The 19,764-nt window shown below is 70.7% G+C and carries 20 protein-coding genes and 1 pseudogene; 12 read left to right on the forward strand and 9 right to left on the reverse strand.

The annotated features are described in order from the left end of the window. Positions 1–49: 49 nt before the first annotated feature. The 5 genes from IAI58_RS00590 (at position 50) to IAI58_RS00610 (ending at position 4,238) form a co-directional block, all read left to right on the forward strand. Entirely contained in the window at positions 50–280 is a 231-nt protein-coding gene (locus IAI58_RS00590; RefSeq protein WP_207449399.1) for a BolA family protein, read from the forward strand. Positions 281–292: 12 nt separating this feature from the next. After that, positions 293–631 carry a Grx4 family monothiol glutaredoxin gene (gene grxD, locus IAI58_RS00595; RefSeq protein ID WP_207449397.1) on the forward strand — a complete coding sequence of 113 codons (339 nt, stop codon included), beginning with the start codon at positions 293–295 and terminating at the stop codon, positions 629–631. Between the two features lie 90 nt (positions 632–721). After that, complete coding sequence (locus tag IAI58_RS00600) at positions 722–1,495, forward strand: hypothetical protein (RefSeq protein ID WP_207449395.1); 774 nt, start codon at positions 722–724, stop codon at positions 1,493–1,495. 202 nt (positions 1,496–1,697) lie between these two features. Continuing rightward, positions 1,698–3,653: an AI-2E family transporter gene (locus IAI58_RS00605; RefSeq protein ID WP_237182573.1), complete on the forward strand. Its 1,956-nt coding sequence runs from the start codon at positions 1,698–1,700 to the stop codon at positions 3,651–3,653. Between the two features lie 24 nt (positions 3,654–3,677). Then, positions 3,678–4,238, forward strand: coding sequence for a DUF1269 domain-containing protein (locus IAI58_RS00610; protein ID WP_207449391.1), 561 nt, complete (start codon positions 3,678–3,680; stop codon positions 4,236–4,238). Here IAI58_RS00610 and IAI58_RS23370 read toward each other — a convergent pair. The 8 genes and pseudogenes from IAI58_RS23370 to IAI58_RS00650 all read right to left on the reverse strand — a co-directional run bounded on the left by IAI58_RS23370 (position 4,235) and on the right by IAI58_RS00650 (position 13,187). Next, positions 4,235–6,230 (reverse strand): annotated as a pseudogene (locus tag IAI58_RS23370) (DNA/RNA helicase domain-containing protein). The gene IAI58_RS00610 and the pseudogene IAI58_RS23370 overlap by 4 nt on opposite strands. Next, positions 6,227–7,102 carry a DMT family transporter gene (locus IAI58_RS00620; protein WP_237182888.1) on the reverse strand — a complete coding sequence of 292 codons (876 nt, stop codon included), beginning with the start codon at positions 7,100–7,102 and terminating at the stop codon, positions 6,227–6,229. Before IAI58_RS00620 ends, IAI58_RS23370 begins: the two are co-directional and overlap by 4 nt. Position 7,103: 1 nt before the next feature. Beyond that, complete coding sequence (locus IAI58_RS00625) at positions 7,104–8,255, reverse strand: GNAT family N-acetyltransferase (RefSeq protein WP_207449389.1); 1,152 nt, start codon at positions 8,253–8,255, stop codon at positions 7,104–7,106. Between the two features lie 45 nt (positions 8,256–8,300). Next, entirely contained in the window at positions 8,301–9,254 is a 954-nt protein-coding gene (locus tag IAI58_RS00630) for a DUF697 domain-containing protein (RefSeq protein ID WP_207449387.1), read from the reverse strand. Then, positions 9,251–10,660: a YcjX family protein gene (locus IAI58_RS00635; protein ID WP_237182572.1), complete on the reverse strand. Its 1,410-nt coding sequence runs from the start codon at positions 10,658–10,660 to the stop codon at positions 9,251–9,253. The genes IAI58_RS00630 and IAI58_RS00635 overlap by 4 nt, the downstream gene beginning before the upstream one ends. A gap of 59 nt (positions 10,661–10,719) precedes the next feature. After that, complete coding sequence (locus IAI58_RS00640; RefSeq protein ID WP_207449385.1) at positions 10,720–11,160, reverse strand: GNAT family N-acetyltransferase; 441 nt, start codon at positions 11,158–11,160, stop codon at positions 10,720–10,722. After that, the gene (locus tag IAI58_RS00645; protein ID WP_207449383.1) at positions 11,160–11,627 is read right to left on the reverse strand and encodes a RidA family protein; all 468 of its coding nucleotides are present in this window, start codon (positions 11,625–11,627) and stop codon (positions 11,160–11,162) included. Before IAI58_RS00645 ends, IAI58_RS00640 begins: the two co-directional genes overlap by 1 nt. Before the next feature lie 30 nt (positions 11,628–11,657). Further along, the gene (locus IAI58_RS00650; RefSeq protein ID WP_207449381.1) at positions 11,658–13,187 is read right to left on the reverse strand and encodes a hypothetical protein; all 1,530 of its coding nucleotides are present in this window, start codon (positions 13,185–13,187) and stop codon (positions 11,658–11,660) included. Positions 13,188–13,393: 206 nt separating this feature from the next. On the opposite strand from IAI58_RS00650, the gene IAI58_RS00655 reads away from it, so the two are divergent. The 7 genes from IAI58_RS00655 (at position 13,394) to IAI58_RS00685 (ending at position 18,976) form a co-directional block, all read left to right on the forward strand. Further along, on the forward strand, positions 13,394–13,750 hold the full coding sequence (locus IAI58_RS00655; RefSeq protein ID WP_207449379.1) for an NADH:ubiquinone oxidoreductase subunit NDUFA12: 357 nt from the start codon (positions 13,394–13,396) through the stop codon (positions 13,748–13,750). 8 nt (positions 13,751–13,758) lie between these two features. After that, entirely contained in the window at positions 13,759–14,277 is a 519-nt protein-coding gene (gene mlaD / locus IAI58_RS00660; RefSeq protein WP_207449377.1) for an outer membrane lipid asymmetry maintenance protein MlaD, read from the forward strand. Continuing rightward, positions 14,274–14,501 carry a hypothetical protein gene (locus tag IAI58_RS00665; protein ID WP_207449375.1) on the forward strand — a complete coding sequence of 76 codons (228 nt, stop codon included), beginning with the start codon at positions 14,274–14,276 and terminating at the stop codon, positions 14,499–14,501. Before mlaD ends, IAI58_RS00665 begins: the two co-directional genes overlap by 4 nt. After that, entirely contained in the window at positions 14,498–14,899 is a 402-nt protein-coding gene (locus IAI58_RS00670) for a DUF2155 domain-containing protein (protein WP_237182889.1), read from the forward strand. The genes IAI58_RS00665 and IAI58_RS00670 overlap by 4 nt, the downstream gene beginning before the upstream one ends. Positions 14,900–15,024: 125 nt before the next feature. Then, complete coding sequence (gene otsB, locus IAI58_RS00675; RefSeq protein ID WP_207449373.1) at positions 15,025–15,786, forward strand: trehalose-phosphatase; 762 nt, start codon at positions 15,025–15,027, stop codon at positions 15,784–15,786. After that, on the forward strand, positions 15,783–17,576 hold the full coding sequence (locus IAI58_RS00680; protein ID WP_207449371.1) for a glycoside hydrolase family 15 protein: 1,794 nt from the start codon (positions 15,783–15,785) through the stop codon (positions 17,574–17,576). Before otsB ends, IAI58_RS00680 begins: the two co-directional genes overlap by 4 nt. Beyond that, complete coding sequence (locus IAI58_RS00685) at positions 17,564–18,976, forward strand: alpha,alpha-trehalose-phosphate synthase (UDP-forming) (RefSeq protein WP_207449415.1); 1,413 nt, start codon at positions 17,564–17,566, stop codon at positions 18,974–18,976. The genes IAI58_RS00680 and IAI58_RS00685 overlap by 13 nt, the downstream gene beginning before the upstream one ends. A 35-nt stretch (positions 18,977–19,011) precedes the next feature. Here IAI58_RS00685 and IAI58_RS00690 read toward each other — a convergent pair whose 3' ends face one another. Continuing rightward, positions 19,012–19,626, reverse strand: a complete 615-nt coding sequence (locus IAI58_RS00690; protein WP_207449413.1) for a Crp/Fnr family transcriptional regulator — start codon at positions 19,624–19,626, stop codon at positions 19,012–19,014. Between the last annotated feature and the right edge of the window lie 138 nt (positions 19,627–19,764).

Below are 19,764 nucleotides of genomic sequence, written 5' to 3' on the forward strand. Positions count from 1 at the left end.
GCTGGCCCCCGAAGCGCCCGCCGCCCCCCCTCTGGAGTGGAAACGCGGAATGGCGATGCAGCCGGCGGAAATCGAGGCTTTGATCAAGGCGGCCCTGCCTGACGCGGAGGTCGTGATCCAGGACCTGGCCGGGGATGGCGACCATTATGCCGCCTCGGTCGTGTCGGAAGCCTTCCGCGGCAAGTCCCGCGTGCAGCAGCACCAGCTCATCTACGCCGCCCTGCGCGGCCGCATGGGTGGTGAGCTGCACGCCCTCGCCCTTCAGACCTCAGCCCCGTAAGGACAGCCCGCGATGAGCAACCCCGTCTTCGATCGCATCCAGGCCGAGATCACCGAGAACCCCGTGGTGCTCTACATGAAGGGCACCCCGGTCTTCCCGCAATGCGGCTTCTCCGCCCGCACGGTGCAGATCCTCAGCCACATGGGCGTGCCCTTCAAGGGCGTGAACGTGCTGGAGGACCCCGAGATCCGCGAGGGCATCAAGTCCTTCGCCAACTGGCCGACTATCCCTCAGCTTTATGTGAAGGGTGAGTTCGTCGGCGGCTGCGACATCGTCATGGAGATGTTCCAGTCCGGTGAGCTGGCCACGCTGCTGGACGATAAGGGCATTCCCCACCAGGCCGCCGCCTGACGTGCCGCGGGGGGCTCATGCCCCCCGCCGGCCGCCAAACCAAGGCGGCCCTGCTGCGTTGCCTCGACAATTGTCCGAGGCGCGCATCCCATGAACAACCAGTATCTGCGTACCCTGCTCAACCTCGTGCTGCCGATCCTGCAGCCGGTCATCGGGGCCCTGCCGACGGTCTTCGGCATCGGCATGAGCATGGCCGAGATGTCCGCCAGCAGCGAGACGCCCGTCACCCCGGCCAGCTATGCCTTCTCCATCTGGGGGCTGATCTTCGCCCTCTCCATCGCCTGGGGCATCTGGCAGGCACTGCCGGCGGGGCGGGACAGCGTGGCGGCGCGGCGGCTGGGCTGGCCGCTGGCGGGGGTCTTCGCCCTCTCCAACCTCTGGATGCTGCTGGCGATGATGACCGGCAACGGCTGGCATCTGGTGATCGTCATCCTGCTGCTGCTGGCCTGCGCGCTGGCTGCCTTCTTCACCGCCCGGGCCGAGCCGCCGCAGGGCTGGGTGGACAGCTGGATCATCTATCCCCTCACCGGCCTTTTCGCCGGCTGGGTCTCCGCCGCCAGCTTCGCCAATATCGCCGGTGCCGCCCTGCTCTCCGGCGCCATCCCCCCGTCGGGGGCAGGCAGCACCCTGGCCGCCATCCTTCTGCTGCTGGCTGCGGCGGGGCTGGCGCTTGGCGTGCTCTGGGTGGGGCGCGGCGCGCCCTGGTACGCGGGCGCCTTCGTCTGGGCGCTGCTAGCCATCGTCTATGCCAATACGGCCGAGCGGGAGGTGAACCTCGTGGTGGCAGTGGTCACCATGGGTCTGCTGGTCCTGGTCGTCGCCGTCTCCTGGCAGCGGATGCGCCGCCTCCGCCCGCTGGGCTGAGGACAGGCCGATGGAACGGCCTGTCACGAAAAAATCCGCTTCCCGCTCGATCCTGCAGCGGTTTCGCGCGTTCATCCCTGCGTCACTGCGCGCAAGGCCAGACCTATCCATGCCGGATGCTTCGTCGCGCCCATCGAGTTCCGTAACATCCGGGGGCGGCATCCATCCGCTTTCCCCGGCCGCCAAGGTCGTGCCTGCCGCCATGCCTGACACTCGCAGCCTCACCACGCTGGCGGGTGGCGTCGTGATCGTCGCCGGCCTCTATCTCGGCCGGGACGTGCTGATTCCCGTCACCCTGGCCTTCCTTCTCAGCCTGCTCCTCGCCCCGCTCATCCGCCTGCTGCGGCGGATACGGCTGGGGCGGGTCCCTGCGGTCATCCTGGCGGTCTTCATCGCGCTGGGCGTGATGCTCTCCATCGGCGGCATCATCGGCAACCAGCTGGCCCAGTTGGCTGACGACCTGCCGCGCTACCAGCACACCATCTCCCGCAAGGTGGACACGCTGCAGAGCATGACCATCGGGCGGCTGAACGCGGTGCTGGAGCGCGCCAGCGCCGATTTCCGCCGCACGCCCGCCCCGCCATCCGCGCAGCCCACCGTCCCCGACATCCGCCCCGAACCGTCCCAGCCCGCCACGCCGTTGCCGGTGGAGGTGCACCAGCCACAGCTCTCATCGCTGGAGATGGCAACGACCTATCTCTCCCCGGTGCTGAGCCCGCTGGCGCATCTGGGCATCATCCTGGTGGTGACCATCTTTGTGCTGCTGCAGCGGGAGGATCTGCGCGACCGGCTGATCCGCCTCTTCGGCTCCTCCGACCTCCACCGAACCACGGTGGCGATGGACGATGCCGCCTACCGCCTCAGCCGCTTCTTCCTGACGCAGGTGGCCATCAACGCCGCCTTCGGCTGCGTCATCGCGCTCGGGCTGCTGATCATCGGCCTGCCCAGCCCGATCCTCTGGGGCATCCTGGCCGGGCTGCTCCGCTTCGTGCCCTATGTCGGCGCCATCCTGGGCGCGCTGATGCCGGTGGCGCTGGCCGCCGCGGTCGATCCGGGCTGGTCCATGATGATCTGGACGGCCGCCCTCTTCCTGGCCATCGAGCCGGTGATCGGCCACATCATCGAGCCGCTGGCCTATGGCCACTCCACCGGCATGTCGCCGGTCTCGGTCATCCTGGCGGCGATCTTCTGGAGCTGGATCTGGGGTCCCATCGGGTTGCTGCTGGCCACGCCGCTGACGCTCTGCCTGGTGGTTCTGGGTCGGCATATCGACAGGCTGGAATTCCTCGATGTCATCCTGGGCGACCGTCCCGCCCTGACACCGGTCGAGAACTTCTATCAGCGCACCCTGGCGGGCGACCCGGACGAGGCGCAGGATCAGGCGGAACTGTTGCTGAAGGAGCGCTCCCTCTGCTCCTATTATGACGAGGTCGCGGTGAAGGGCCTGCAAATGGCCTCCGCTGATGTGCGCCGTGGCGTGGTGACGCCGCCGCAGCTGGAGCGCATCCGCGAGGCGGTGACCGACCTGATCGAGAGCCTGCAAGACCATACCGATGCCGAGCCCGCCCCCGCCCCGCCGGCACAGGGCCCGGCCCGCATGCTGCGCCTCTCCCCCGCCGAGCAGAAGCTGCCGCGCGAGCCGGGGGTGAAGCTGCCGGAGCCCGAGGAGATCCCGGAATCCTGGCGCCAGGACGGCAGCATCCTCTGTGTCGCCGGGCGCGGACCGCTGGACGAGCTTTCGGCCATGCTGCTGGCGCAGATCCTCCGCAAGCACGGCATGGGGGCGAGGGTGGTGCCGAACCAGGCGGCCTCCCGCCGCCATTTCGGTACGCTGGAGACCGCGGGCGTGCGGATGATCTGCGTCTGCTCGGTCGAGTTGCAGGGCACCCCGTCCAACCTGCGTTTCCTGCTGCAGCGCCTGCACCGGCGGGCGCCGGAGGCCCCGGTCCTGGTGGGCATCTGGCAGGATGACGACCCCGCGCTGCGGGAAGACGAACTACGCCGTGTGCTGGGCGCGCGCTTCCTCGTGTCCTCACTCCGGGAGGCCGTTCTCGCCTGCAGCCGTGTGGCGCGAGAGAGCGAGCGTCCTGCCAGCCGCGTGCCGGAGACTTCCGGCAGCGCGGGAGTGCCTGTCGATGCTGTGGCGCGTGGCGCCTGAGAACCCAACGAAAAGGACACAATGATGGCTGACCTGATTGTACTGGGCTTCGACCAGCCAGACGAGGCGGACAATGTGATGGAGCGGCTGACACAGCTGCGGAAGGAGTACCTGATCGACCTGGAAGACGCCGTGGTCGTGATACGCAATGCCAGCGGCAAGGTGCATATCAAGCAAAGCTTCAACCTGACGGCCGTCGGCGCCACCTCGGGCCTGGCCTCGGGCGGGCTCTGGGGGGCGCTGGTCGGGCTGCTCTTCCTCAACCCGCTGGCTGGCTTCGTCATCGGCGGCGCCATCGGCGCGGGCACCGGCGCCCTCTCCGGCTCGCTCACCGACTACGGCATCAACGACGACTTCATCCGCTCCCTGGGCGAGACCATCCCCCCCAATTCCTCCGCCCTCTTCGTGCTCGTGCGGAAGGCGCAGCCGGAGAAGGTCCTGGCGGAATTCTCGGGTATCAAGGCCCGGGTGCTGCGCACCTCCCTCTCGCCTGACCAGGAGAAGCGGCTGCAGGAGGCCCTGTCCGGCGGCGCACCCACGGGAGCCAGCCCGGGTACCCCTGCCAGCCCGGGCACTCCCGCTTAAAACAAAACGGGCTCGGCCGCTGACGCGGCCGGGTCCTTCCAGCCCTGAAGCGGCTGGACCCCGCAGGCGGAGAGATAACTGGCTACGGCATCGAGTTCCGCCGCCGGTCGGGTGCGGTCAGCGGTATCGCCCGGTGGCACCCAGATGACCGTCTCATACCGCGCCCGGGTCATCAGCACCCGGTAGGTATTCCGGATGAACCGCTGCTCATCGGGTTTCTTGACGGCATTCCAGCGCGTGCCGGCGAAGGCTCGGGCCTGCCAGCCCTCTGTAGCCCGGATGAAGTCGCCACCCCAGGCAAGGCCGACGAGATCGAGTTCCAGCCCCTGGCAAGCATACTCCGTGGCGCAGACCTCCAACGCGTCCGAGGCACGCACATCCGGCCAGCGGTCCAGGAACCAGCGCACGGCTTCCTCAGGTCCGTGCAGCACATGGCCAAGCCCGTCGGCACGCAAGCGTCGGGCGCCGGAAGAGCAGACCAATCCTGCCCGCCGCATGCCACGCGCCATCCGGCGCAAGGCCGCGCGCGGAGGCGAGGTCTCGCGTCAGATAGAAGGGGAGCGCCGAAGCAGCGGCGATGCGCGCGGCTTTCTCCGCCTGGTCGGAGAGCACGGCATCCACCCAGGCGGCGCCCGCGGGCTCCTGCACAGATCGGATCGGCACAACCAGATCCAATGCCGGATCCAGCCGCAGCCAGGGCACAGGGGCCTCTGCCAGCCGCTGAGCTGGCTCCGCGGTCTTCGTCAATACGCGTGGCGCGGCCAAGGCCTTCCAGCGCCCCCCGGACGCCGCGATCACGCGCCCCCATTCGGCCAGGCCGGCCTCACCCGTGTTGATCTCCTGCCCGTTGCCGACCAGCGCGACAATGACGGCCCAGCCGGAGGGGCGGGACATGATCTCCAGCATATGGGCAGGCTCGGAATCCGTCAGGATCGACTGGCGGCGCTGCGTATCGCGCCGCGCCTGGGCTGCGTCCCAGGCCCTCTGGGCTTCGTCGAAAACCACCAGATGCTCAGGCGGCGGGTTGGCAGCGTCGCGGGTATGCGCCTCGAGGAAGCGGTGCACATTCTGCAGGAAACCCCGCCCTTGCCGTGCCGGCTGACGGCGCCCCTGCGTCATTCGCGCGTCACGGGCCAGAGCCTCCCTCAACACCGCGACCAAGGGGGCATTACCGGTCAGGAAAGCGGCTTCAATATCCTGCCCGCCAAAGACGACATTCAGGCCACAGAGCGTTTTGCCTGCGCCGGGAATGCCGGTGACGAAAATGACCAGCCGTTCTCCCTTCTCCCGCGCCTCAATCACGGCGCGGCGGATGGCGGTGGTCGTGAGCGTGAGGTTGACGGTATCGGCGCGGGCGGCCGCGATCTCCTCCACGCTGTGCCGCGCGAACATCAGGCGGGCGGCATCGATGATTCCAGGCACCGGCTGATACGCGGCCCTGGTCCAGGCTTCGGCATCCAATGGCGGGAAGGTGGGTGGGAATCGATCCTGCACCTCCGCCACCAGCGCCGGCAGGGTAGCGATATTGGCGCGCAGCACCGGTGCCACGCCAGCCAGCGGCAGGGGCCATTCATTGCGCGGGGCAGGCGCATGCGTCGCAATCAGGACCGGCAGGATAGGATGCTTCCTGCTGCCAGCGTGGAAATCCCGCAGGTCCAGCGCATAGTCCTCGGCCTGCCGCAGATCCTCCGGGCGGAAAGCCGTGGCGCGTTCCTTGAATTCCAGCACCAGGATCGCGCGGTCGGTCAGGAGCACGGCATCGATGCGCCGCTCCAGCCGCAGCAGGTCGTATTCCAGCAGGATGGTCCAGGACTCACCACCGGGCTGCGCCACCGTGGCTTGGAGCGCGCGCAGGCTGGTGGCCCAGGCATCGAGTTGCTCCGGCTCCAACCCGCGATGGCGGCGGGCCTGGGTGGCCGCCAGCCGGCCCGCCAGATCCGCCGGATCAGCCGCCAGCAATTCGCGCCCCGTGCAGATGAGCCAGGCCATCATGCCATCCGTCTCCCAGGCCAGGTGGCCAACAGGATGCTCGCCAGCATCAGCGCCAGCCCGGCCAGATGGAAGGCGGAGAAATGCTCGCCGAGCACCAGCACCGCCAGCACGGCGGCGGTGGCGGGCAGGAAGCCGGTGAAGATTCCGGCCACCCCGGCCGGCGCCCGCAGCAGCCCGCGATACCAGAGCAGCAGGCAGAGCACGCTGGCGGTGATGCTGTGGAAGACCAGCAGCCCGGCGATCTCCGGCTCGGCCAGGGCTGCCGCCGCGCCCAGCACGGGCAGGCAGAAGGGCAGCAGCATGGCGGCGGAGAACGCCTGCATCCAGAAGCTGGCCGTCACCACCGGCAGCCGGCCGGAGAGGCGCTTGGCAAGCAGCACATAGGCCCCCTCCCCGCAGACAGCGAGGAAGATCAGCGCATTGCCCAGCAGGCTGCCACCGCTGCCGCCCTCGGTCCGGGCCAGGGTGATGGCGCCCATGCCGCCCACCGCCAGCCCCGCCGCCAGCCATTGCCGGGGCGGCAGCCTCTCCCGCAGCCAGAGCGCGGAGCCGATGGCGATGACGGCCGGCAGGGTGGCCAACACCAGCCCGGCCTCCAGCGCCGTGGTGAAACGCAGGCCGGTCAGCAGCGCAGCATTGTAGAGCAGCGTGCCCAGCGCCGCCTGCAGCGCCAGGTTGCGCAGCGCGGCGGGGGATGGGCGCACCCGCCCCTCCCACAGCCGGGCCAGGGGCCAGAGCACGGCGCAGGCCAGCAGGCAGCGCAGCCCGACGATCAGGGCGATGGGCAGCGCATCGGCCAGCAGCTTCGCCACCGCCACATTGGCCCCAACCAGCGCCATGCTGGACGCCAGTTGGACGTAAGCCGTCAGCACGTCATTCGGCGTCCTGCCGGAAGGGGGAGAGGGTGGCGAGGTCCGCCATGTTCTCCAGCATGGCCGGGCGCTCCTGCTCCAGGAACTCCGCCACCGCGCGGCGCAGCCCGCCATGGGCGATCCAATGCGCGGAATAGGTGGGGGACGGCAGGTAGCCGCGCTGGATCTTGTGCTCGCCCTGCGCCCCGGCCTCGACACGGGACAGGCCATGGGCGATGGCGAAGTCGATAGCCTGGTAGTAGCAGAGCTCGAAATGCAGGAAGGGCGCCTGCACCAGCGCGCCCCAGTTGCGGCCGTAGAGCGCATCCCGGCCCATCAGGTTCAGGGCGCCGGCCACGGGCTCGCCATCCTGTTCGGCCACCATCAGCACCACGCGGTCCCCCAGCCGTTCGGCCAGCAGCGGCCAGAAGCGGGCGGTGAGATAGGCGCTGCCCCATTTGCGGTCCACCGTGTCCATGTAGCAGCGGTGGAAGGCCTTCCAGTGCCGGGGCGTGATCTCGGCGCCGCGCAGGGCGCGGAAGGTCAGGCCGGCCGACTGCGCCTCCCGCCGCTCCCGCCGGATCTGCTTGCGCTTGCGGCTGGAAAGGGCGCCGAGGAAGCTCTCGAAGTCAGCATAGCCGTCATTATGCCAGTGGAACTGGGTGCCCAGGCGCTGCAGCCAGCCGGCCTCGCCCAGCGCATGCCACTCGGCCTCCGTGCAGAAGGTGACGTGGCAGGAGGAGAGGCCGAGTTCCTGCGTCGCCTGCACCAGCGCCCCGCCCAGGACCGCCGGGGGCAGCCCGTCCCGCACCAGCAGGCGCCGCCCGGGGACGGGGCTGAAGGGTGAGGCCACCTGCAATTTGGGATAGTAGCGTCCGCCCGCCCGCTCGAAGGCATTGGCCCAGGCGTGGTCGAAGACATATTCGCCGTAGGAATGGTTCTTGGCATAGGCGGGGGCGACGCCGAGCAGCCGGCCATTCGCGTCCCGCAGCGCGGCGTGCTGCGGCAGCCAGCCCGTGCGGGCGCTGGCGGAGCCGGATTCCTCCAGCGCCAGCAGGAAGGCATGGCTGACGAAGGGATTCTCATCCCCCGCGCAGGCATTCCATTCGCCAGCGGAAATCTCCGCGACGGAGGGGTGGAGGCGCAGGGTCAGTTCGGTCTCGTGATCCGCCATCGTCCTTGCCTCAGGTCTTCGCTGCGCCGCGGCAGATATGGCACCTCAGCGGCGGCTGTCACCTGCCGGGCGGCATGCGGCGGCGGCGGCGGCGGCCAGGCGCATCATCCGCCGCGCCGCGACCGTGGCGCCGGCGGCGCCGCCGGCCAGCTTGGCGGCATGGCCCTCGAAGAACTGCTCCACCCCGGCCTCGGTCACCAGGTCGGCGCCCGCGGTCAGCCCGGCCGAGACGGTCAGGCGCCGCAGCAGCCGCCAGAGCATGACGGTGCCGGGCCGCAGCCCGTGCAGCACCGCCACCTGCCGGATCAGCCGCAGCCCCAGCAGCGCCATGGCCGCCGCATCCATGGCGGGCGAGGGCAGGATGGCCGTGACGACGAAGACCTGCTTGGCCGATTGCCAGCCCAATGCCTTGACCTTGGTATCCAGCACCGGCAGCAGGGCCGAGGTCATTAGCCCCCGGGCCTCGTCCAGCGTGGTGGCGCGCAGGATCTGCGCCACGGCGGGCGCGGCTTCCGGCAGGCGGCGGCCGACATCGGTGGCCCAGGCACGCAGCGCGGCGGGGGGCGCGGCACTGCCGGGGGTGGCGCGGAGGTCATGGGCCAGCCGGTCCAGGGCCGAGAGGCGGCGCATCGCCCGCCATTCCCGCCCCAGCGCCAGCAGCACCGCGCCGCCCGCGCCCGCGCCCAGCGCCACGCCCATCCACCCCAGGATGGGCGAGGTGGCGAAAAGGTCCCGCAGCATCAGCACGAGGCCGAGGCCGAAGGTGCCCAGCACCAGCGCGCCCGCCGCCCCCGCCAGCAGCCCCAGCGCGCCAAACCAGGAAGGCGGCTTTTCCAGCGGCAGGTCGATCACGGCCGGCACGCCATGCTCGATGGGCCCGCCGAGATCGAGGTCGAGCAGCGCCGGGCCGAGATCGGGCGGCGGCCCGGCCGTGGTGGTGGGGCGCGGAGGTGGCGGCGGGGCGGGCTCATCGGCCCAGCCGGGGGTCTGAGGCGTCACAGCGCATCCTCCAGCAGCCAGGCCAGCAGTTCATCCAGCCCCAGATGCGGCAGGCCATCGCGGCCATCAGGGTCGATCAGCGGCGGGCGGAAGACCGGCAGCTCGAAAAAGGGGCGGGACCAGAAGGCATCGCCCGGCGGTGGGGGCGCGGAGGGGATATGGCCGGGGCGGAAGGGGCGGCGCCGTTCCTCCCCCAGCGGCACGCCCAGCACCACCGGCAGCCCGTCATGCACCGCATCCTCCGTGCAGCGCAGGGCGGCCAGGGCGCGGTGGCTGGTGGCGCGGCGGTCGTGGCCGGGGGTGGCGATCATGCTCGAAAAAAGGCTCTCCAGCGCCGGGCGCTGGCTGGCGGGCACATGGTCGGTCTTGCTAGCCACGAAGCCCACGCGCTTCAGGCTGGAGATGCCGAACCAGCGGGAGCGGGAGCGCGCATCATAGGCCGCGGCGACCTGCGCGATGGCGTGGCGGGTATCCTCGAAGGCCCCCTCGCCCGCCCAGAGCGCGCCCAGCACATCCACCAGCACCACTTGCCGGTCGAAGCGGGCGAACCAGGGGTCGAAGAAATTCTGCCGCATATCGTCCCGGTAGGCGGCGAAGCGGCGGGCCAGCAGGTCGCGCAGGCTGCGGGCGGGGGCCGGCCCCTCCCCTGGCAGCGGGAAGAACCACATCATCGGGCTCTCCCCGCGCGGGCCGGGGCGCAGGAAGCGGCCGGGCTGCAGCCAGCGGAGGCCGAAGCGGTCCCGCGCCTGTTCCAGCACGGTCAGGTAGAGGCGATGGCCGCGCCGGGCCACGGCCTCATCCGCCGGGGCGGCGGGGTCGAGCGTGGCGATGAAGTCGAGGAATTCCCCCGCCACCTCGGCACGCGGCCTGGCCCGCAGCAGCGCCAGGGTCTCGGCGGACCAACTCGAAAAATCCTGGTCCAGCAGGGGGAGGTCCAGCAGCCATTCGCCGGGATAGTCCAGCAGGTCCAGCCGCACGCGGCGGGGGCCCAGCAGCCGCGCCGGGCCGCTGCGGGAGAGTTCCAGCGTCAGGCTGGCGCTGGCCAGGTCGCTGGTGCGGGGCGGCCAGTGGGGCTGCGCGCCGGCGAGGTCGCGGATCTTGTCGGCGGCGTCGAACCAGTCCAGCGCCTGCGTGCCGGCGGGTTCCAGCCCGACGCTGAGCAGGCGGGTGCCCTGGCGTTCCAGTTGCGCCGAGAGCGCCGGCAGGGTGTTCCGCCCGCGCCCCATGGCCAGCAGATTGGCGATGACGGAGGTGATGAAGACCGTCTTGCCGGAGCGGCTGAGGCCGGTGATGGCGACCCGCAGCGTCGTCTCGTTCAGCAGCCGCTCCGCCTCATCGGCCATGCCGGTCACGAGGCGGAGGGCGCCGCTGCCGAGTTCCTCGCCTATCCTGAACAGACCCGACAAACCCCACCCCTTCCTGCGTCCTCGGCAGATGTGCGGATGGGACCTGCGCGCGGCAAGCCTCAGCCGGCGAAGCGCTTCATGTAGTAGAGCTTGGCGAAGCCGGGCACGGGATAGTCCGGCAGGGTGCCGAAGCGGCTATAGCCCTGTTTCTCGTAGAAGCCGGGCGCCTGGAAGCTGTTGGTATCGAGATAGGCGCCGATGCAGCCCTGCGCCCTCGCCTCCTCCTCCGCAGCCGCCAGGATGCGGGCGCCGAGGCCGCCGCCGCGCAGATCTTCCGGCAGGAAGAAGGTCTCCACGAACAGCCAGCTGTAGCGGACGCGGCCGATCAGCCCGCCGCGCGTGGCCCCGGTCTCGGGGTCCCGCACCAGGACGGAGATGGGCTGCTGCCCGGCGGAGCCGGCCAGCGCCTCATTGAAGTCCAGGATGGCCCGCAGCAGCGTGGCCGCCGCCTCCGGCTCCGGGCTGGTGCTCAGTTCAAAGCCGATGGCGGCGGTGGACATCAGGCGATCTCGAACATGCCTTCGACCTCGACCGCCGCATCCCCGGGCAGGGAGGGCACGCCGATGGTGGAGCGGGCATGGCGCCCGGCATCGCCGAAGACCTCGACCGCGAGGTCGGAGGCACCGTTCATCACCTGCGCGTGCTGGGTGAATTCCGGCCCGGCGGCGATGAAGCCGCCCAGCCGCACCACGCGCTTCACCCGGTCCAGGTCGCCCACGGCGGCCTTCACCTGGGCGATGACATTGATCAGGCAGACCCGCGCGGCGGCGCGCGCATCCTCGACCGGGACCTCGGCGCCGACCTTGCCGGTATAGGCGATCTTGCCGTCCACCAGCGGGATCTGGCCGGAGACGACCAGCAGGTTCGGCCCGGCGAAATTGAAGCCGATATAATTGGCCAGCGGCGCGGCCGGGGTGGGCAGCGTGATGCCGAGCGCGGCGAGGCGCCCTTCGACGGTTCCGGTCATGATCGAGAACTCCAGAGTCTGGGAAAGCGGTCAGCCGACCAGCCGCAGCCTTCCGCGCCGGGCGGCGGGGCTGGGCCGCAGGGGCAGGTCCAGCGGCAGTTGCGGGGCATCGGCGCGCGGGGCGGGGGCCGGGGCGGCCTCGGCCGCGCAATCCTCCTCGGACGGGTCGGGCCAGAGGTGGCGGGCCTCGGCGCCGCCGAGATAGGCGATGGCGAGGCGGCGGAAGGCCCAGTCCAGCACCGAGGTGGCGCGGCGGATCTCCGGGTCGCCCTCCACCGTGCCGCAGGGGCCGCCCTGGCCATAGGCCACGGCCTGCACGTAGTCCGAGAGCGGCATGCCGCGCGCCAGGCCGAGATTCACCACATGAACGAAGCTGTCCATCAGCCCGCGGAAGGCCGCGCCGTCCCGCGCCATGGCCAGGCCGATGGCGGCCAGGCTGCCGTCATAGGCCTCGGTGGCCGTCAGGGTGACGCGGTGGCCGGCCAGGGTCACGCGCCAGACCTGGGCGGGGCCGAAGGCCGGGCGCGGCGGCGGCAGCGGATGCGCGGGCTGGGGCTGCGCCGGGGCGGCAGGGGCCGGGGCGTGCAGATAGGGGCGGACCGAGGCCTCCATCGCCGCGCGGGCGGCGGCAGGCACGGGGGCCAGCAGGGCGGCGGCACCGGCGCCGTGCAGCGCCATGGCACGGCGGGCGGCGCGGGTCGGCTGCTCCTCCACCCCGCCATGGGCGGCATGGGCGAAGCGGGTCGGGCCCTGGGCGGGGGCCAGCCCGCCGGTCTCGATGCCCAGCAGCCCCTCGGCGGCGTCGGGCGGGGTCAGGGCCAGCAGGGCGGCATGGCGCAGCCCACCGCTGCGGCTGGCGCGCTCCAGCGCCTGCCGCGCGGCCACGGCCAGTCCGGGCATGGCGCAGCCGGCCGGGGGCGCGGGCCAGAAGAGGCAGGCGGATTCGCGGGCGCCATGGCGCTGCGCCAGCTCGGCGCTGGCTTCCTCGGCGGCGGCGCGGGTCAGGGCGGTCAGGCAGGCCGCGGCCTCCCGCGCCGGGGTGGAATCATAGGCCAGGCCCATGGCGGCCAGCAGCCCGGCCAGGTCGGCGAAGCCGAGTCGCAGCGCATGGGCCTTGCCTGCTGTCAGCACGTCCAGCGCCCGGACGGCGGTGCCGACCGCCGCCATGTAGCCGGGGATATCGAAGCCCCCGGCATCGTCCAGGAAGGCCGGCAGGTTCAGCACGAAGCGCGGCTCGGCCTTCGCCTCGCCCCGCCAGGTGGCGGCGCCGGGCGCGCCGCGGCGGGTGAGCACGAGGCGGTGCAGCGCCCCGGCCAGGGCATTGCCCTCCTCCTCCCACAGCAGGCGGAGCCTGAGACCCTGGGCCACCAGCCGGCTGATCCAGCCATCCGCCAGGGCGGGCAGGGAAACGGCGCCTTGCCCCGGGGCCAGCGCGGCCAGGGCGGCGGCGGCCTCGTCCTCCCAGGCGGCGGGCAGGGCCATGGCTCGCGCGGGGGCATCCGGGTCGGCCTGCGCCCGCATGCGCCGAAGCGCGATTCCCGCCCAGACCGTGCCTGCCATTCGTTCCATCTCCCCATGGTATGATGCCATGCGGAAGGGCGGAAGCCGTCTCCGCTGTTGAATCCGACTCTGTCTTCCCAGATATGGCGTGCCTGCCGTGTCGCCGCCCGGCCTTTCGCGCGGCGCCCGCATGTGCGAAGGAAGCGCGGGCGACGCCCCCGCGTCACCCGACCCGTTCCCCCTGGCCTTATGGAACCGACCGCGTCATGTCCTTCCTGCATCGGCTGACCACTGGCTTCGCCGTCAGCGAGATCGGCACCGACCGCTTCGGCAATACCTATTACGAGAGCAAGCGCGACTGGCTGACCTATGGCCGCAAGCGCCGCTACGTGATCTATGCCAAGGAAGCCGAAGCCACCGCCGTGCCGCCCGAGTGGCATGGCTGGCTGCACCACACCTCGCCCGTGCCGCTGCCGGAGCAGAAGCTCTACCCCTGGCAGAAAGAGCACCAGCCGAACCTGACCGGCACGCCGCAGGCCTACCGCCCCACCGGGCATGACCACGCCACCGGCCACCGGCAGGTGACGACGGGCGATTATGAAGCCTGGACACCGGGTAGCTGACATTTCCCATGCAACGTAGAAGCCTCGCCGAAATCCTGGCCGGCGCCGTGGTGCTGTTGGTGGCACTCGGCTTCCTGGTATACGCCGTCAGCAATTCCGGCCGCAGCCTGGCCAGCGGCAACGGTATCGAGCTGACCGCGCGCTTCGACCGCATCGACGGGCTGCAGCCCGGCGCCGATGTGCGGATCGGCGGCGTGAAGGTCGGCAGCGTCACCAGCCAGGAGATCGACCCCGCCACCTTCCTGGCGGTCCTGAAGCTGCGGGTGAACGACAACCTGAAGCTGCCCACCGATACCTCGGCCGAGATCACCTCGGAGGGGCTGCTGGGCGGCAAGTATGTCGCGCTGGTGCCGGGCGGGGAGGAGAAGGTCCTGGCCAGCGGCGACCAGATCACCCTCACCCAGTCCTCCGTCAGCCTGGAGTCGCTGCTGGGCCGCTTCATCTTCTCGGTGACGCAGATGTCCAGCGACAAGCCGCAGAACGAGAGCGAGGAAGCGGCCCCGGCCGCCCCGGCCCCCGCGCGATGAGCCTGGCCGCGCCCGAGTCCTGGCCCGGCGCGGATGGCCAGCCCATCTCCTGCCGGGAGAAGCTGAAGATGCTGGCGGAGAACCATGCCGAGGCCGCCCAGACGCTGCGCGACGTCTTCGAGGACGCCGTGCTGATGGGCGTGGACGAGGCCGCCATGCGCCGCATCCTGACCGGGCTCGTCGAGTCGCTGCCGAGCCCGCACCAGGGGCGGAAGGCCCCGTGAAGGCGGCGCTCGCGCTGCTGGCGGCGCTGGCCTTTGCCGCGCCGCTCTCCACCCTCGCCCCCCGTCCTGCCCTGGCGCAGATGGACGCGGGCTGGGACCGGAAGCAGGAGGCGGAACTGCAGGCGCTGGACAAGGTGACGGCGCGCATCACCCTGCTGCAGGCCCGGCTGAACCAGCCGATCACCTTCGGCACGTTGCGGATCACCGTGAAGGCCTGCAACGCCCGCCCGCCCGAGGAGGTGCCCGATGCCGCCGCCTGGCTGCAGGTGGAAGATCTGCGGGATACCGGCAACACGGCCGGGCGAATCGTCTTCCAGGGCTGGATGTTCGCCAATGCCCCGGGCGTGGCGATGCTGGAGCACCCCGTCTACGACCTGCGGGTTCTGTCCTGCCGCTGAGACTCGTCACGCCATCGTGACATTGGCTTTGCTCGTGTCAGATCGTGGCGGGATCGCGGCGGCCCCCTGGCGAAGCTGCCGCTCGGGGTTTGCGGATGGGCGGAAGCCGTCCATATGGAACAGCCATGCCGCAGACCACCCGCTCCGACCTGCCGCCGCTTCCCGGCCCGCAGGCCGCGCTCTTCCTTGATTTCGATGGCACACTGATTGAGATCGCCCCCCGCCCCGATGCCGTGGTCGTGCCACCGGAACTGCCGGCGCTGCTGGCCCGCCTCTCGGCCGGGCTGGGCGGGGCCGTCGCCATCGTCACGGGGCGCGGGCTGGATGTGGCGCGCCAGCTGACCGGCGCCCCGCCCGTGGGCTTCGCCTGCGAGCACGGCACGGTCATCGACGCCAGCGGCATCGGCGCCGCCATCCCGCCCCTGCCGGAGCCCGCCGGCCCGCCCGATGAATGGCGCGAGGCCGCCGCCGCATTCGTCGCCGCCCGCCCGGGGATGCTGCTGGAGCACAAGAATTTCGGCTTCGTCCTGCATTTCCGCGCCGTGCCGGAGCGGGGCGAGGAAGCCCAGGCCTTCCTGCTCCGGCTGGCGGAGGGGACGCATTTCCAGGTCATCCCGGCCCATGCCGCCTTCGAGCTGCGCCCCAGGGGCAGCGACAAGGGCGTGGCCACGGACTGGCTGATGCGCCACCCGCCCTTCGCCGGCCGCATCCCGGTCTTCATCGGCGATGACGTGACGGACGAGGATGGCATGCGCGCCGCCCGCGCCCATGGCGGCGAAGGCTACCGCGTCCCCGAACGCTTCCCGGCCGGCCCCGCCGATGTGCTGGAATGGCTGACCCGGCTGGCCGAGAGCCTGCCCGCGCCGCGGGTGCAGGGAGCGGCATGAGCCAGCCGCTGGACCTCGCGCCCGTCGGCAATGGCATCATCGCCGGGCTCTTCGACCCGCTGGGACGCTGCTCCTGGCTCTGCTGGCCGCGCTTCGACGGCGATCCCGTCTTCTGCGCCCTGCTGGGCGGCGAGGCCCCGCAGGACGGCTTCATGGAATGCGAGCTGGTGGGGCTGAAGACCAGCCGCCAGAGCTACCACCGCAATACCGCCGTTCTGGTGACGGAGCTGGAGGATGGGCATGGCGCGCGCCTGCGGATCACCGACGCCGCGCCGCGCTTCAGCCGCTTCGGCCGCAGCTTCCGCCCGCCCATGCTGGTGCGGCGGATCGAGCCGCTCTCCGGCACGCCGCTGATCCGCCTGCGGGTGCGCCCGCGCGGGAATTGGGGCAAGGATACGCCGGTCAAGCGCGCCGGCAGCAACCACCTGCGCTTCTTCACCGAGACCCAGGCGCTGCGCGTCACCACCGATGCGCCGCTGGCCTGCCTGGCGGAGGAAGCGCCCTTCCTGTTGGACCGCCCCGTCTCGATCATCCTCGGCCCGGACGAGACGGTGCCGGAGAATACCGAGAGCCTGGTGGAGGATTTCATCCGCCAGACCACGAATTACTGGCTGGACTGGACGCGCGGGCTGCACCTGCCCTTCGAATGGCAGGACGCCGTCATCCGCGCCGCCATCACGCTGAAGATGTGCGCCTTCGAGGAGACGGGCGCCATCGTCGCGGCGCTGACCACCTCCATCCCGGAAGCGCAGGACACCCAGCGCAACTGGGACTACCGCTACTGCTGGCTGCGGGATGCCTTCTTCACGGTGCAGGCGCTGAACCGCCTCGGCACTACCCGCACCATGGAGGAATACATCCGCTACGTGACCAATGTGGTCGCGGTCTCTCCCGACGGGGTGCTGCGGCCCTGTTATCCGCTGGTGCCCTCCCTCCCCATGCCGGAACGGATCGAGGAGGCGCTGCCGGGCTTCCTGGGCATGGGCCCCGTGCGCGTTGGCAACCAGGCGGCCGAGCAGGTGCAGAACGACGTCTATGGCTCCGTCATCATGGCGGCGGCGCAGATGTTCTTCGACCACCGCCTGCCCCGCCCGGCGGGCGAGCCGCTGTTCCGACTGCTGGAGCATCTGGGCGAGCATGCGGAGAGGCTGGCGCTGGTGCCGGACGCCGGCATCTGGGAATACCGGGGGCGGGAGCGCGTCCATACCTTCTCGGCCGCCATGTGCTGGGCGGGGCTGGCGCGGCTGGCCGGCATCGCCGGTCACCTGGGGCTGCGGGAGGAGGCCGAGCGCTGGACCGCCTCCGCCCGGCGGCTGCACGCCACCATCTGCGAGCGCGCCTTCCGCCCGGAGCTGAACAGCTTCGTCGAGAGTTTCGAATCCGACGGCATGGATGCGGCGCTGCTGCTGCTGCCGGAGATCGGCTTCCTGTCCGCCACCGACCCGCGTTTCCTGGGCACGCTGGAACGGGTGGAGAAGCGCCTCCTGCGGGACGGTTTCATTTACCGTTACGATTCTGCCGATGATTTTGGCCAGCCTGAAACCGCATTCCTTGTTTGTTCATTCTGGTACCTGGACGCGCTCGCTGCGGTTGGCCGTGTCGATGAGGCGCGCGCAATGTTCGGGAGGATTCTATCATGCCGGAATCATCTGGGACTATTGGCCGAGGACCTGGACCCCAGGCGGAACCAGTTGTGGGGGAACTTTCCGCAGACCTATTCCCACGTTGGCCTGATCCTCTCAGCGATGCGTTTGAGCCGTTCATGGGAGCACGGGCTGTGGGGCGGTTAGTCGTCGTATCCAACCGCGTCGCCCTGCCGCGCCGGGGCGAGCCCACGGCCGGCGGGCTGGCGGTGGCCTTGAAGGATGTGCTGAAGACCAATGGCGGGCTGTGGTTCGGCTGGAGCGGCGAGACGCTGAAGGGCCCGACCACGGGCGAGCCGAAGAAGCTCCGCCACCAGGGCATCGACTACGCCACGATCGACCTGAACGACGCCGACTACAAAGGCTTCTATGCCGGTTATTCCAATAACATCCTCTGGCCGCTGTTCCATTTCCGCCTGGGCCTGCTGGAATACGACCGCAAGCAGGCCGAGGCCTACCGGCGCGTCAACCGCGACTTCGCCAAGGCGCTGCTGCCACTGCTGGGGCCCAAGGACACCGTCTGGATCCATGACTACCAGCTGATCCCGATGGCGGCGGAACTGCGGGCGCTGGGGGCGCGGCAGCGCATCGGCTTCTTCCTGCATATCCCCTTCCCGCCCTGGGCGGTCTTCTCCGCCCTGCCGGGGGCGGACCGGCTGCTGCGGGACCTGCTGGCCTATGACCTCGTGGGCGTGCAGACGCAGCGCGACCTGAACGGGCTGATGAGCTGCCTGCGCGAGGGGCTGGAGCTGGTGCCGGATGTCCATGGCGGCGTGACCACCGACGCCCGGCGCACCCAGTTCTCGCACCACGCCATCGGCATCGACACGCGCGGCTTCGCCACCATCGCGCGCAAGGCCGCCTACGGGCCGGACGCGCAGCGGATGAGGGCCAGCATGGGCGACCGCAAGCTGATCGTGGGCGCCGAGCGGCTGGACTATACCAAGGGCCTGCCGCACCGGCTGCGCGGCTTCGGCGCGCTGCTGGCCAATTTCCCCGAGCACCTGAACTGCGTCACCTACCTCCAGGTGGCGGCGCGCAGCCGCAACGAGGTGGCCAGCTACCGCGACCTGAAGCGGGAGCTGGACAGCCTGGCGGGCCGCATCAACGGCGACTACGCCGAATTCGACTGGACGCCGGTGCGCTACGTCGCCCGCGCCATGGCGCGCGACACCCTGGCGGGCCTCTACCGCCTGGCCGATGTCGGGCTGGTGACGCCGTTGCGCGACGGCATGAACCTGGTCGCCAAGGAATATGTCGCGGCCCAGAACCCGGAGAATCCGGGCGTGCTGGTGCTCTCCTCCTTCGCGGGCGCGGCGGAGACCATGGACGGCGCGCTGCTGGTCAATCCGCTGGACCCCGAGGCCATGGCCGAGCAGCTCGACCATGCGCTGAAGATGCCACTGGAAGAACGGCGCAACCGCTGGACCTCGATGATGGCGGGGCTGGAGGAGCAGACCGCCGCGCGCTGGGCGGAGAATTTCCTCACGGAGCTGGAGGAGATGCCGGTGCCGGCCGAGCTGGCGACGGAGAGCGCGCGCAACTGAGACGGGGTGGCCGGCCGGCCACCCGGCCCGGCCGCTCAGCCCGTCGTGCAGCCCAGCAGGTGATCGTACTGCTGGCGCACGGCCCGGTGGCATTCGCAGGAGGCGGCTTCCAGCCCCTCCCGGTCGGTGACGGTGATATGGCCCCGGCTGTAGCGGATGAGCCCGGCCTGCTGGAACAGCCGCGCCGCCACGGTGACGCCCGGACGATGGACGCAGAGCATCATCGCCAGGAATTCCTGCGTCATCGGGAAGTCGTCGCCCTTGACGCGGTCATGCGCCACCAGCAGCCAGCGCGCCAGGCGCTGATCCAGGGCATGGTGGCCGTTGCAGGCGGCGGTCTGGGCCACCTGCTGCTGAAAGGCCAGGGCGTAGCGGAGCAGGAGGCGCTTCAGCGCGGGGCTTCGCTCCAGCGCCTCAAGGAAGGCTGCGGCGCCGAGCTGCAGCAGGGTGCCGGAGGCCTGGACCATGGCCTCGACGCCGCTTCTGTCGCTGCCGAGCAGAAGGGGCAGGCCGATCATTCCCTCGGCGCCGGCGACGCCGACCTCGGCCGACCGGCCGTCCTCGAGGAGGATCAGGAAGGAGCACCAGCCCTCCAGCGGGGAGAAGACCGCCTCGATGGGCTCGTGCGGCCGGTGCAGAACCTTGTGCAGATCGGCATGGACGGGCTTGAGCTGCGGCCAGAGTCAGGCGAGGTCTTCCGCCGGAAGGGCCGCGAGCAGATGGTTGCGCGGCGCAGCCGCAGCTTGTGAATGTGTCACCGGCTACTCCTGGGCAGCGGAGGTCGGCGG

The organism is Roseomonas marmotae (assembly GCF_017654485.1).
Lineage (GTDB): Bacteria > Pseudomonadota > Alphaproteobacteria > Acetobacterales > Acetobacteraceae > Pseudoroseomonas > Pseudoroseomonas marmotae.

What these genes read in the sequence shown, in the direction of transcription:
- otsB (WP_207449373.1), top strand. Translation starts at nt 15,025, where the DNA reads ATGCCGCAGACCACCCGCTCCGACCTGCCGCCGCTTCCCGGCCCGCAG.
- grxD (WP_207449397.1), top strand. Translation starts at nt 293, where the DNA reads ATGAGCAACCCCGTCTTCGATCGCATCCAGGCCGAGATCACCGAGAAC.
- IAI58_RS00645 (WP_207449383.1), bottom strand. Translation starts at nt 11,627, where the DNA reads ATGACCGGAACCGTCGAAGGGCGCCTCGCCGCGCTCGGCATCACGCTG.
- IAI58_RS00605 (WP_237182573.1), top strand. Translation starts at nt 1,698, where the DNA reads ATGCCTGACACTCGCAGCCTCACCACGCTGGCGGGTGGCGTCGTGATC.
- IAI58_RS00655 (WP_207449379.1), top strand. Translation starts at nt 13,394, where the DNA reads ATGTCCTTCCTGCATCGGCTGACCACTGGCTTCGCCGTCAGCGAGATC.
- IAI58_RS00680 (WP_207449371.1), top strand. Translation starts at nt 15,783, where the DNA reads ATGAGCCAGCCGCTGGACCTCGCGCCCGTCGGCAATGGCATCATCGCC.
- IAI58_RS00640 (WP_207449385.1), bottom strand. Translation starts at nt 11,160, where the DNA reads ATGTCCACCGCCGCCATCGGCTTTGAACTGAGCACCAGCCCGGAGCCG.
- IAI58_RS00665 (WP_207449375.1), top strand. Translation starts at nt 14,274, where the DNA reads ATGAGCCTGGCCGCGCCCGAGTCCTGGCCCGGCGCGGATGGCCAGCCC.
- IAI58_RS00650 (WP_207449381.1), bottom strand. Translation starts at nt 13,187, where the DNA reads ATGGCAGGCACGGTCTGGGCGGGAATCGCGCTTCGGCGCATGCGGGCG.
- mlaD (WP_207449377.1), top strand. Translation starts at nt 13,759, where the DNA reads ATGCAACGTAGAAGCCTCGCCGAAATCCTGGCCGGCGCCGTGGTGCTG.
- IAI58_RS00590 (WP_207449399.1), top strand. Translation starts at nt 50, where the DNA reads ATGGCGATGCAGCCGGCGGAAATCGAGGCTTTGATCAAGGCGGCCCTG.
- IAI58_RS00610 (WP_207449391.1), top strand. Translation starts at nt 3,678, where the DNA reads ATGGCTGACCTGATTGTACTGGGCTTCGACCAGCCAGACGAGGCGGAC.
- IAI58_RS00600 (WP_207449395.1), top strand. Translation starts at nt 722, where the DNA reads ATGAACAACCAGTATCTGCGTACCCTGCTCAACCTCGTGCTGCCGATC.
- IAI58_RS00625 (WP_207449389.1), bottom strand. Translation starts at nt 8,255, where the DNA reads ATGGCGGATCACGAGACCGAACTGACCCTGCGCCTCCACCCCTCCGTC.